The organism is Clostridium senegalense, assembly GCF_018916625.1.
Classification (GTDB): Bacteria; Bacillota; Clostridia; order Clostridiales; family Clostridiaceae; genus Clostridium_J; species Clostridium_J senegalense.
Genome location: NZ_JAHLNC010000005.1, coordinates 214,059 through 227,812 on the forward strand (window position 1 = coordinate 214,059; position 13,754 = coordinate 227,812).

General features: G+C 24.5%; 10 protein-coding genes. 1 reads left to right on the forward strand and 9 read right to left on the reverse strand.

Features of this window, described 5'->3' with window-relative positions; genetic code table 11:
- Positions 1-246: 246 nt before the first annotated feature.
- Together KQI36_RS10920 and KQI36_RS10925 are read right to left on the reverse strand one after the other, a co-directional pair.
- Positions 247-1,989, reverse strand: coding sequence for an ABC transporter ATP-binding protein (locus KQI36_RS10920; RefSeq protein ID WP_216450892.1), 1,743 nt, complete (start codon positions 1,987-1,989; stop codon positions 247-249).
- Between the two features lie 49 nt (positions 1,990-2,038).
- Positions 2,039-3,547, reverse strand: a complete 1,509-nt coding sequence (locus tag KQI36_RS10925) for a carboxypeptidase M32 (protein ID WP_216450893.1) — start codon at positions 3,545-3,547, stop codon at positions 2,039-2,041.
- A 231-nt stretch (positions 3,548-3,778) separates the two neighbouring features.
- Here KQI36_RS10925 and KQI36_RS10930 point away from each other — a divergent pair, with 231 nt between their 5' ends.
- Positions 3,779-4,324: an NADH peroxidase gene (locus tag KQI36_RS10930; RefSeq protein ID WP_216450894.1), complete on the forward strand. Its 546-nt coding sequence runs from the start codon at positions 3,779-3,781 to the stop codon at positions 4,322-4,324.
- A gap of 48 nt (positions 4,325-4,372) precedes the next feature.
- On the opposite strand, the gene KQI36_RS10935 is transcribed toward KQI36_RS10930, so the two are convergent.
- The 7 genes from KQI36_RS10935 to KQI36_RS10965 all read right to left on the reverse strand — a co-directional run bounded on the left by KQI36_RS10935 (position 4,373) and on the right by KQI36_RS10965 (position 13,634).
- Positions 4,373-6,265, reverse strand: coding sequence for an FtsX-like permease family protein (locus KQI36_RS10935; RefSeq protein ID WP_216450895.1), 1,893 nt, complete (start codon positions 6,263-6,265; stop codon positions 4,373-4,375).
- The gene (locus tag KQI36_RS10940) at positions 6,265-7,017 is read right to left on the reverse strand and encodes an ABC transporter ATP-binding protein (RefSeq protein ID WP_216450896.1); all 753 of its coding nucleotides are present in this window, start codon (positions 7,015-7,017) and stop codon (positions 6,265-6,267) included. The genes KQI36_RS10935 and KQI36_RS10940 overlap by 1 nt, the downstream gene beginning before the upstream one ends.
- A gap of 114 nt (positions 7,018-7,131) precedes the next feature.
- Positions 7,132-8,157, reverse strand: a complete 1,026-nt coding sequence (locus tag KQI36_RS10945; protein ID WP_216450897.1) for a sensor histidine kinase — start codon at positions 8,155-8,157, stop codon at positions 7,132-7,134.
- On the reverse strand, positions 8,154-8,828 hold the full coding sequence (locus KQI36_RS10950) for a response regulator transcription factor (RefSeq protein ID WP_216450925.1): 675 nt from the start codon (positions 8,826-8,828) through the stop codon (positions 8,154-8,156). Before KQI36_RS10950 ends, KQI36_RS10945 begins: the two co-directional genes overlap by 4 nt.
- A gap of 332 nt (positions 8,829-9,160) precedes the next feature.
- Entirely contained in the window at positions 9,161-11,569 is a 2,409-nt protein-coding gene (locus KQI36_RS10955) for a sensor histidine kinase (protein ID WP_216450898.1), read from the reverse strand.
- A 568-nt stretch (positions 11,570-12,137) separates the two neighbouring features.
- The gene (locus KQI36_RS10960) at positions 12,138-12,656 is read right to left on the reverse strand and encodes a putative ABC transporter permease (RefSeq protein ID WP_216450899.1); all 519 of its coding nucleotides are present in this window, start codon (positions 12,654-12,656) and stop codon (positions 12,138-12,140) included.
- 153 nt (positions 12,657-12,809) lie between these two features.
- Positions 12,810-13,634 (reverse strand): alpha/beta fold hydrolase, encoded by an 825-nt coding sequence (locus KQI36_RS10965; protein ID WP_216450900.1) that lies wholly within the window; start codon positions 13,632-13,634, stop codon positions 12,810-12,812.
- Between the last annotated feature and the right edge of the window lie 120 nt (positions 13,635-13,754).

Consider the following 13,754-nt stretch of genomic DNA (forward strand, 5'->3'; position numbering starts at 1 on the left):
TCATTTATAAGTGTAACAACTAAAAGTTTAGAATAAATATGTTAAAAATAAAGAAAAAATAAAGTTTTTAATTTATCACCTAAAAAAATACACGATATTTTCTATCGTGTATTTTTAGCAAAGGTTAAACCTTTCATTACTTTTATAAAAAACATAATTATTTATAAGTTAAATATTCAACTTATGTTATATTGGTAGTATGAACTTCTACTTATAAAGGGCTATTTTCAATATAATGTTTTATACTTATTCATATGCATTATACATCTTTTTATATAATCCATCCTTCTTAATAAGCTTATCATGATCTCCATACTCTACTATACTTCCCTTGTCAAACACATAAATTTTATTACATACATTAGCTATGTTACTAAGCTTATGTGCTGTAAAGATTACAGTTTTATCTTTAAACAGTTCAAGCAAGTTTTTCATCACTATAGAAGTAGTTATTGCATCTAATGCAGAAGTGCTCTCATCTAATATTATTATTTGTGGATCTTTTAAAATAGTTCTACATATAGAAACTCTTTGCTTTTCTCCACCAGAAAGGTTAAAACCATTTTCTCCAACTATAGTATTTAATCCATTAGGTAAATTTTCTAAAAATAAACTAACTCCGGACATCTCAAGCGCATTTTTAAGTTCTTCTTCTGAAACATTAGGTTTTGCAAATTTTAAGTTATCCTGTAATGTACCTGAGAATAAGAACGTATCTTGAAAAACTATTCCTATTATATTTCTTATATTTTCATTGTTTATATCTTTTAAAGAAATTCCATCTATACTTGCATTTCCTTCAAAATCATCGTAAAGTTTTACTAGTATTTTGCACAAAGTACTTTTTCCACTACCACTATACCCTACTAGCGCAACTTTATCACCTTTATTAATTTGAAGGGATATACTGTTTAAATTATAAAATCCACTGTCATCATTTATATATTTAAAGTATAATCTATCAATTTCTATATTCTCATTAAAACTATCTTTTAAAGTTTTAAAATTTATTGGTTCTTCACTATGATTTAAAACTAAAAATATCTTATCACAACTTACAAAAACCTTTTGCATTTGTTGAAAAAGATTAAAGAAGTCAACAATTGGATCTATAAGTAATCCATTGTACATCATAATAGCCGTAAGTCCACCTATAGAGAGAGTCCCCTGTATAACTTTGTATCCACCTAGAATCATAATAAGAGCAATAATGCTCATAACTATAGCACTATTTATATTTCCAACCTTTATAGTATACTTTTTCAAGTTCATTATAACTTTTCTTGTATTATCACTGCTTCTTTCTACATCCTTTAGTATTCTTTTCTCTTGACAGTTAACTTTTATCTCTCTTATTCCATTTAAAGCCTCTGAAAATCCATTCCAAAGTTTAGAATTTGATTCTCTTTCATCATAAGATAACTTTGATATTTTAGGTCCAGTTCTTAAAACAAATATTGAAATAATAAGGCCTATGGGAATCATAATTAAGGTTAAAGTCTTATCTATTGAATACATATAAATAAACCCTAACGCAAAGATAAGAATGTTTTTTATAATAAAAGTTAGCGGTTGTAAAATACCATCAACAGTTACGCTACTATCTTGTACTAAACGCATTATAATGTCACTTTTATTATTACTTTCATAAAACTTAAAAGGCATTTTCTCAAGTTTTTCAAATAACATTATCCTTATTTTATGACCTAATTTTGATTCTAAATCTGCATTGAGATATTCAAATAAAGCTCTAAATATAACATTTAAAATCTGAAGTATAAGATATATTAAACCACCTTTTATAAACACTTCCATATTACCATTTTTACTACTACAAATATTAATAATTTTTTCTATATACTTAATAGGATAAGATGATAAAAAACTAGTTCCGATTAATGCTATTGATAAAAATATTGCTCTAATTTTAAATTCACTACAAAGTTTTAACATATTTAAATAATTATTTTTTGTTTTTTCATTTTTCATATATTCCCCCAATTGACTTGGGAAAATTGAGATTAATATTAAAGATTAATTAAAACTCATATACATCTTTGAATTTATTTTTTAAATATTCTACAAAGTATTTACTATCTAATTCTTCACCAGTTACTTTTTTAAGCAACTCTGCAGGCTTATAAATCTTGCCATATTGATGTATATTTTCTTTTAACCATACCTTTATACCATTTAAATTTCCTTTTTCTATTTCACTATAAAGATTTGGCATATCTTTTAATGCAGAATTTAAAAATTGTGCACCATAAATATTACCTAAAGCATAACTTGGGAAGTATCCAAATCCACCATCAGACCAATGCATATCCTGAAGTATCCCTTCACTATCGTTTTGTGGTCTAACCCCTAAATATTCTTCATATTTGTTATTCCAAATCTCTTTTAAATCTTTAACCTCAATCTCCCCTTTTATAAGCTCTTTTTCTATTTCATATCTTATAATTACATGAAGGCTATAAGTTAATTCATCTGCTTCTGTTCTTATTAATGATGGACAAGCTATATTGCATACCTTATAAAAATTTTCAAAAGGTACACTTCTAAATTCTTCAAAAATTTGTTGGACTTTTGGATAAATTAATTTTAAAAATGACTTACTTTTTCCTATAATATTTTCATAAAATCTTGATTGAGATTCATGTATACCCATTGATACTCCACTTTGAAGTCCATACTTTTCTAAATCATCACTAATTTGTTGTTCATAAATAGCATGTCCACCTTCATGTATAGCACTGTACATTGCACTATAAAAATTATTTTCATGATAATGGTTAGTTATTCTTACATCTTTGTTTCCAAAATTAGTTGTAAATGGATGTTCTGAACTATCTATTCTACCTCTATACTTATAATCATATCCAATTAAATCTAACACATATTTCTCAAGTTCTTTTTGTTTTTCTATGCTAAATTTTCCTTCTAATATATTTTCATCTATACTAACTTTAGACTCTCTAACCTTTGATAAAATATTTACTATTTCATCTCTTAAAGATGCAAATACTTTATCTAATTTTTCAACAGTCATGCCCATCTCATATTCATTTAATAATGCATCATATGGATGTTTTTCATAACCATAGAAATTTGCAAATTTCCTTTTATAATCAACCATTTTTTCAAGATGTGGCATAAAAATTGAAAAATCATTTTTAGACTTTGCTTCTTCCCATGCCATTCCTGATTCAGCTGCATCTATTGAAAAATTTCTATAAATATCTTCTGGTATTTTTTTAGTTTTATCGCTTTCTTCTTTTAAATTTTTAATCATTGCTGCCTCTTCTAAAGTTAAATCAGAAATATCTTCAAGTTCACATAATAAATTATAAGTTCTATCATTAGTAATTAACTTGTATAATTCTGATGATAAAAATCCTAAAGTTTCTCCTCTAGATTTTCCTGCTTCTTTTGGCATATTAACAGCCATATCCCAGTAAGCTAATCCACTAATATAACTAAAATAATTAATTTTCTCAACTATACTTTCAATTTCATTTAATTGTTTTTCATAGTATTTTTTCATAAATGTCCTCCTAAATATTTTCTAAATATTCTAAATTTTGTATACTTAATTATATCATTATACATATATAAAATAAACTTTATATTTACTTTATAATTAATAATAATTATCCGTTGACAATTATTATTTTATATTGTATAATAAAAACATAGAGAAGGACATTAAAAATATTAAAATATATAAATAAAAATTTTATTAATATTATTATTAAAATTTAGGAGGATGTTATTTATGAAAAAATTTGTTTGTACAGTATGTGGATATATTCATGAGGGAGATAGCGCACCAGAGGTTTGCCCTGTTTGTGGAGTAGGTGCTGATAAATTTGTAGAAAAAAGCGATAGTTTATCTTTCGCTGATGAGCATAGAATTGGAATTGCTAAAGATGTAGATCCTGAGGTTGTAGAAGGTTTAAGAGCTAACTTTATAGGTGAATGTACTGAAGTTGGAATGTATCTTGCTATGAGTCGTCAAGCTGATAGAGAAGGTTATCCTGAAGTTGCTGAAGCTTACAGACGAATCGCATTTGAAGAAGCTGAGCACGCTGCTAAATTTGCAGAAATTTTAGGTGAAGTTGTTGTAGCTGATACTAAAGCTAACTTACAAGCTAGAGTTGATGCTGAGCACGGTGCTTGCCAAGGTAAAAAAGATTTAGCTACTCTTGCTAAAAAATTAAACTTAGATGCAATACATGATACTGTTCATGAAATGTGTAAAGATGAAGCTAGACATGGAGCTGCTTTTAATGGCTTACTAAATAGATATTTTAACAAATAATTCTTTTTAAAAAGTTGCTTATCAATTTTTAGATAAGCAACTTTTAGTTTATATATTAATTGTTTTTTTAAATGATTTTATAGATAAAGTACATAATAATGAAAATAATATAGCTGATATAACTATACTTATTATATAAATATCAGTAAGATTTATTTGCTTTAACATTTTACTTAACATTTTTATTGCAAAATAGCTATGAATTGAAGCTAATATTAAAGGCATAGTATATGTTATGATAACTTCTTTTGATATAGCTTTTTTTATAAGATTTTTCTCTGTACCTATTTTAAGTAATATATCATACTTTTCCTTATCTTCAGTAGCATCATTATATACTTTCATATATAATATGCTTCCTGTTGCTAAAATAAATACTAAAAAAAGTAATCCACCTATTCCATAAACAAAATTTAACCATCTTAAACTTTTCATAGTTTTTAAATAAGTATAACCTATTATATTTCTATCTATATTAGAAATTAATTTACCATATAAAACTTCTGCATTTGATTCATCTTTAAGTTTTGCTCCATAAAAATTGACGTTAGTTCCCTTTTCTTTTAATGCATCATACTGTTCATTACCAACTATAAAAAATATTATATCTAAACTTACAAACTTACAATTAAAAGTTTTTATAATATTATATTCTTTATTGTCTATATTAATTTTATTATCTTCATATTTTTTAACTGACCCAAGTATATTTCTCTGTATTTTTATAAATTCATTATTTTTAAGGTTATTTTCTTTAAGTTCTTCAACTAATGTTTCTTCTTTTGCTTTATTTAATATCTTTATAGCCTCATCGTATTTAACAATAACAGCATCATTACCAATAGAACTATCATTACTACTTACGCCTTTATCTATATGAACCATATTAGCTGTTAAATCATAGTCTATGTTTTTATTTTCTATCATATCTCTTATTCTATTTTCATTTATATTGTTTTGAGATATAAATGAAAAAGTATATACATTGGATTTATTTTCTACAGATTTATAAGTTAATTTCATAGAAACTGCTGTAGCTAATGATATAATCGTTGACGCTAATATTATAGTTACTATAGCATATACTTTATAATTTTTCCTTAATCTATAGCTTATATTATTTATTGTTATTATATTTTCACCATTATATAATACAGATTTTCGTTTTATTAAAAAATTTAAAAATACTACTACAAAAGTTTTAAAAAATCCATAAGTTCCAATTATAATTAAAATCAAACTTATAACCATATAAAATATATTTTGTGACATATCCTTAGTTGATAAATAATATCCTATACCTATAATGGTTATATACATAATCCCTAATATATAAGATAAAATTCCTACTTTCGGTATAAAGTCTTGCTTCTTATTGGCTTTCAATAAATCTACAATTTTACTCATGCTAATATTAATAAAACCAATCACTGTAACTGTTAAAAATATAATGCTAAATATTAAAATACTAACTAAAAAAGCTTTTGGATTAATTTCAAAGGAGCTCTTTATACCATAATCTGAAATTTTTAAAATTATTGTCTGAAAAAGCTTTGAAAAAATTATACCCATTCCACTTCCAATACAAGCTGAAAATATACCTATTAATATATTTTCTAGAAAATACATCTTGCCTATAGTTGGCAAATCCAACCCCATAAATACATATATTCCAATTTCCTTTTTTCTTTTTATTAAAAAAGTATTACTTGAATACCAAATATAAAAACACATAAAAACTATTAAAATTATAGTTATTACTCTTATTATTCCACTACAATATTCTGCATTCATATCATCCAATTTATTTATAAGGTCTCCATATATTAGATTTTCAAAATTGAACAAAATAACCATAGAAAAAATCATAGATACAAAATACATAGTATATACTTTTAAATTATTTTTAAAATTACTAAAAGCTATAGCCAATATACCCATTATACTTGTCCTCCTACAGAAGCTAACATATCTATTATTTTTCCATAGAAGTTTTTTCTATTTCCATCACTACTTAACCTACAACTTACTTTTCCATCATTAAGCATATATATTTCTTTTGCATAACTTGCAGTTAATGGATCATGGGTTACCATTATAATAGTTGATTTTTCTTTAATATTTATTTCACTTAAACACTGTAATAAATCTGATGAAGCTCTAGAATCTAATGCACCTGTAGGTTCATCAGCAAATACAACTGATGGATTTTTAATTAATGCCCTAGCTGCTGAGCCCCTTTGTTTTTGACCTCCTGAAAGTTCACAAGGATATTTTTTCAAATGATCTTCAATACCAAATATAGAAGCCATTTTTAAAACTCTTTTTTCTATCTCTAAAGAATTAACCCTTTCTAAAGCTAAAGGTAGTGCTATATTATCCATTAAGCTCATATTATCAAGAAGATTATAATCTTGAAATATAAAACCTATCTTATCACGTCTTATTTTGGATAAGTCTTTATTTTTTGTTTTTGTTATTTTTATACCATCTAATAATATTTCCCCTTTACTTGGATTATCCAAAGTTGACATAAGATTTAAAAGCGTTGTTTTTCCTGCACCAGAAGGACCCATTATTGCAATAAATTCTCCTTTTTTAACATTTAAATTAATATTTTCTAAAACTTTCGTTCTAAACCCTCTAATACCATATTCTTTGCTTACATTTTTCACTTGTAATATTTCATCCATATTTATACCTCCAAAATTATCTTAAGTATATTAAATAAACATACCCTGTAATAATATGTTAACGCTTTTCTCCTTTGAGTTCGCTCTCTTAACATTACTTTTCATAAGTTAATATTACTTTTTTGTAACATTAAGATAATCTGATATTTTTGGAAAGTAAATTTTAAAATCACAATATTCATTTTTTATAGAATCTGCCTGTATATCATGCCCTAAACTATTCAACACTTTTTTAGAAAAATAAAGCCCCATACCTGTAGATTTATATAATTTATTTCTTCCATTGCATCCAGTAAACCCTTTATTAAAAATTCTTTCTAAATCTTGTTTTTCTATTCCAATACCATTGTCCTTAATATGTAAAACTACCATTTTCTCAGTTTCTATAGCATAAAACTCTATGGTACTATTATCCTTTGAATACTTTATGCTATTGCTTATAATTTGATCTAAAACATAACATATCCACTTACTATCTGTATTTATCATATAGTTTAAATCTTTTAAATCTACGCTAATATTATTTTCTATAAGAAAGAATGAATTGTTTTTTATAGATTTTTTTATTAACTTATCTAAATTTTCTTCTTTTATAAATAAGTCTTCAAAAAGACAGGTAGACCTACTACCATATAACATTGAATTTGTTAAAAGTCTAATTTTTTCTACTTGACTTTTAAGTTCATTACTAAATTCAAAATCCTCCACTCTATCCACCATCATATTTAAAGTAGCTATAGGTATTTTAAGTTCATGTACAGACCTACAAATGTATTCATCTATTTCTACCAACTTTTCCATTAACATTTCATATTCCAAAGTTGCCTCATTTTCCTTATTTATTATAGTTTCTTTAATTAATCTATCATAAAAATTGTTATCTTTAACTAAGTCTACATATATTTTTTCATCTTTTAAAAGTTTCTCATAAATTTTTAAAAACTTATCTTTCCACTTTATATATTGTATATATAAATATACACAATATATAAAAATTATAATAAAATTTAAATAAATAACATCATAAATCTCTTTTAAAAAAGTTCCTTCACATATTAAATATACATTTACAACAATTATCATAAGAATTGATAATACTAGTTCATGATAATTTTCTTTTAAAAATACTTTTATATTCACTGAATTATATATCCTATACCTTTCTTAGTTTTTATAAAATCTTCTATGCCTATTTCTTTAAACCTATTTCTTATTCTGTTAATGTTTACAGTTAAAGCATTATCATTTACAAACTCATCATCTTCCCATAAAGTAATCATAAGTTTATTTCTTGGTACAATTTTCCCTTTGTTTTTCATGAGAACAGCTAGTATTTTAATCTCATTCTTAGTTAAATCAAGTTTATTACCCTTATATATAAGTTGTCCTTTTTCCACATCTAAAAAAATTTCTCCACAACATATAATGTTGATACCTATATTACTATAATCATAACTTCTTCTCATAACTGCATGTATTTTAGATATTAAGACATCTGTTGAAAAAGGCTTTTGTATATAATCATCTCCACCATTATTTATTCCCATCATTAAATCCATATTAGAATCTCTAGATGATAGAAATATTATAGGAACCTTAGATATATCTCTTATCTTTTTACACCAATAAAAGCCATCATAAAAAGGCAAATTAATATCCATAATTATAAGTTTCGGTCTCATGTTAACAAACCCCTGTAAAATATTTTCAAAATCTTTAATATCTTCTACATTATAGCCCCATTTTTCTAAAAGCATTTTTAATTCTTTGCATAATATACTATCATCTTCAATTAACAAAATATCTAACATATATTCTATTATCTCCTTCATTTTTTAACTCTTATATTAATTATATATTGAACCTGTGTTAGTGTAAATTTCTTTACAAATCAATACTATATATTTGTTGACAATCATTATCCTTTATTTTATAATAAAAATATAGCTTATTTAAGTTATGTAATAATTTTTTTTAGTAAGCTATGGATTAAATCTCATTAATAGTCTAATTTGTATCTCCCATATAAATTATATACTATATAAAACATTTTAAGTTTCATAAAACATTGTATACATGATTAAATTAGATCATCTATGCATAAAAAAAACAACTTGCTACTGAGTAGCAAGTTGTTTTCTTTTTATGAATATATATCTGAAAATTCGATATTACATTTTTCTATTTTAGAATTTAATAAATTATTGTCCTCTTTCTCTATAAATTCTCCTTCTATTAACCTTATTGGAATATCAAATATAAATTCAGCTCCTTTATTAATTTCACTAAATGCAAATATATCCCCACCATGCATGTTTACTAGGGATTTTACTAAAGAAAGTCCTATCCCACTTCCTTCACACCTTTTTTTAAATGCATTGTCATCTTGCTTAAACCTTTCAAAAATTATGTTAAGATTTTCTTTTGAAATTCCTACACCATTATCTTTTACTGAAACTAATATTTTATCTTCTTTAGCTGTGAAATTAACTTGAATTCTTCCATTTTCATCAGTATATTTTATTGCATTGGATAATAGATTAAGCATTATTCTTTCAATTTTTTCAGGATCACAAGCAATTATTTGCTCCTCTACATTTGTATCAAAAATAAGTTCTATACCCTTATTTTCAACATATTCAGCTACAGATAAAGTTATATCTTCTATAACAGATACTATGTTGTAATTTCCAAGATGTAATTTATAATAACCTGCATCTATTTTAGTTATATCTATAAAATTATTTACAAGTCTTAGCAATCTATATGAATTTTGTCTTATAGACTTCATATATCTATTTAAATCTAAATCATTAAAACCTTCACAACTATTTTTTTTACTTTCTAATAATAATTGAGTTGTAGTTAAAATTATATTAAGTGGCGTTTTAAACTCATGTGATATATTTGCAAAAAGTTCATTTTTAAGACTTTCAAGTGCCACAGTTTTTTCTAATGTTTTCTTTTCTTCTTCTAATTCTCTTTCTTCTGTTATGTCTATAGCTGTAGCAATAGCAACATTTCTTTCTGGTATAACATTACTACTTACTTGTAACCATCTATAACCACCATTTTTACACTTATATCTATTTATAAACCTTTTTACATCACCCATTAACTGAGATAATCCACTGACTTTAACAATTCCATCAACATCATCAGGATGAACAAGCGTTCTAAAGTCCATTGATAATAACTCTTCCTGGCTCCATCCAAGTGTTTTTACGCATTGAAATGTTACACTTTTAAAATATCCATCAGCTCCAACAATGCACACAATGTCTACTGCTGTTTCTAAGAAAAGTTCTAATTCTCTTTCTGTTTTTAGCCTTTTATCAAATTCCTTTTTCAACGCTTCGGACAACATATAATTTTTTATAATTACACCAAGTTCATCACAAGTTGAATTAATAAAATCATCCTGTTTCAGTTTAGGTTCATTGTCCTCTTTATATGACATTGTCAAAATTCCTATAAGCTCTTTATTAAAAGCAATTGGATAACACTCTTTATAATTTATATTTTCAAGCTGTATATTACAATTTTTAAACACTTTTTCATATCTATCTTCTAGATAATCACCACTATTTTCTTTTACTTTAACTAATTTTTCTTCTAACTCTTTAGTTATTTTTACTTTTTCACAATTTTTAAAAATTTTTTCTGCCATTCCAAATTGTATTGCTTTAAAAAGGGTTGTATTTTCCTCATCATATATAAATATACTTATTCCATCTGCACTTAAATAATTTAGAAGTTCTTCTCCTATATTTTTTAAAAGCTCATATGGCGCTGTATAATTTTTAATTTTATCAATCATATTATGTAGTGAATCAATATTAGTTTTATTTCTTACAAGTTCTTCTTGCATTTTTTTGCTTATTGTTATGTCCCTTGTTATTCCTATAGTACATTTAACATTACCTTCTTCATCAAAAATTGGTGCCTTGTAAGTTTCTAACCATTGATCATATCCATTATGTTTAACTTTTTCCTCTAACAATTTAGGTGTCTTACTTTTTACAACTTCATTATCGTCACGTCTAAACCCTATGCTTAATTCTTCACCCCAAAAATCTTCATCAAATTCTCCTAAAATTTCATATCTAGTTCTACCAAATCTACTTGCATAAGCATCATTGGCATATATATATACTCCATCTACATTTTTCATCCAAGCTCCATAGGGTATAGTATCTAATAAATACTCCAAATCTTCCATCATGTATGGTCTTTTACTTTTTTCTTTTAAAACTAAAACCTTACAATCTTCACCTTTCCATTTATCTAAAATAATTTTACTTCTAAAAAACAATACACTTTTACTTTTACAATATAATTCTATATCTAAATCAGTTATATTTTCTCCATTTTTAATTATATCTAATATACTTTTTTCGTCTTTACATATAATTTCTTGTAATTTTAAACCTTCTAACTCATTTTCATTATACCCTAGCTTTTTTAGTAAAGATTTATTTATAAAATTTATTTTCTCATATTTATCAATAATTAAAATACCCTCATCTAAGGTATTATAAACTAATTTCATATTAACTCATCCCCCAACCATATTTTTCTCCATTTATCACAAGTTCCAAAACTATTATCATAGCAAAACAAGATTAATGGCAAATTATAAGTTTAGTTTTGCACAATTTTAAATTTTACATAGAGATATTTTTCCCTTTTAAAATATACATTTTAATATAATATTTATAAAATCCCAAGTTAACTTTTAAAATGTTTTCCCTATATAAATTAATTTAATATTATAATAATAAATGTTATTATACTTCCATATATTATTATAATATCCTTTAAAGATTTTAAATTTTTGAAAATTAAATGATTTTCTACAATTTTATATAAAATGTAATTTAAAATTATTTACATTTTATTATTTACTTTACATATAATACATATTATATATTGTAAATTATCACATTGTAAACATTTAAATAGTATTTACATTAAAATTTGTATAATTTTAAAAATCTTATTAAATTAAATTTATTATACTTTTTATACAAAAAAAGAACTATTTTTATATAAATATTAAAAATAGTTCTTTTCTATATGGTTTTAAAATATTATTTTAATTCATAGGTTTTATAAAATTATTTCAAAACTTCTCTCTTTTCTATTGATTTTAAAGTAAATAAAAAATCTATTGTTATACACATTATTATTATTGGTATAAATACTGACCAAAATATAAAACTTTTTTCAAATATTATTTCTAGTAAAGGTTGTATGCAGTACATTGTAAAAAAACTAAGTATAATCCAGTAAAGTGAAAATTTGAAGCTTATTATTCCATCTAAATTATACTTTAATTTGGAATAATCCCAATAGCTTTTATTAAACCATTCTTTTAGCATATATCCAGTTAAATATTCTACTGCAGTAGGAATAACAAATGCTAACATTACCATAACTAATAAATTGAATTCCATATATTCATTCAAAAACACTAATATAGCCGCAGCGAATCCATACATTGGCTTAAATGGTCCATTTAAGAAACCATCTTTTTTTAAACTTTTAATAGTAATTAAAGAATACATATTTTCTACTATCCATCCTAAAAAAGAATAAATTACAAAATTAAAAACCATAAATATAAGTAAATCCATAAAAATCTGCTCCTTCTAATAGTTTTTTATCTTAAATATAAAAAAGCAATTACTATCTTCTTTTACAAATGCTTTTTTATAGTATTAGCAGTTTTTATGGATTTTATTATTTATTTTCTATTTTATTTAGCAAATCACATATAAATTTATAGCTTACAGTTTTTCATTTTCTATTGTATTTAACCATTGATTGCTGAAAATATTAAATAACTTTTCCTGTTCTATTTGTAAATTGTGTCCTGCTCCATCTAATATGGTAAATGTAGCCCTTGTAAAGTTATCTAAAATACTAAAACTATCTTTGTACCCAACAACGGAATCTTGCCTTCCAAGTAAAAACATTGTTGGTTTTTCAAATTTCTCATCCATATCCTTTATTGAAAATGAGTATTGATAACTTTTTTCTTTAATTGATTGTAAAGCTTCTCTATTATATAGTTCTACCCCTGATAATACTTCATTCTTATATCTTGACCACATATGTTCATCTTGAACAACCATATTGCATTCTATATTTTTAAATTCACTTGGACTTAATTTTGCAAGCAACTTAAAGTTTCTCTTTAATACTATATGTGTAGGAACTTTTCTTTTTTCTAATATTGGTTCGATACATGGACATATTAATAACATACCATCTATATTTTTTCTTAATTTATGTACAAGTCCAAGTGAAATATACCCACCATAGGATTCCCCTACAAGCAAAAATTTTTCATCTTTTATTATATTTTTTATAAATCCTATTACAACATCTAACATAACATCAGAACTGTCTACAAAATTTAAAAAGCCACTACTTCCCATACCTGGAAGATCAAAATAAATCCTTTTATACCCACTTTTCTTTTCAAATATAGGCTCCATACAACCTTTCATAAGTCTAAGGTCTGCATAATATCCATGAATCATTAAAACTGGTATTCCCTCACCTATGATTTCATAATTTATATCTATATTTTTAATTTTACACTTCAAGTTGTCATCACCTCTATATAATTAAAATGTCACTGTTAACCTAAGTCATTTTGGAATTTTTATAACAAAACAAGCTCGAATTTTAATTTATATAACATTTTTAAAGTTTTAAATTAAAGT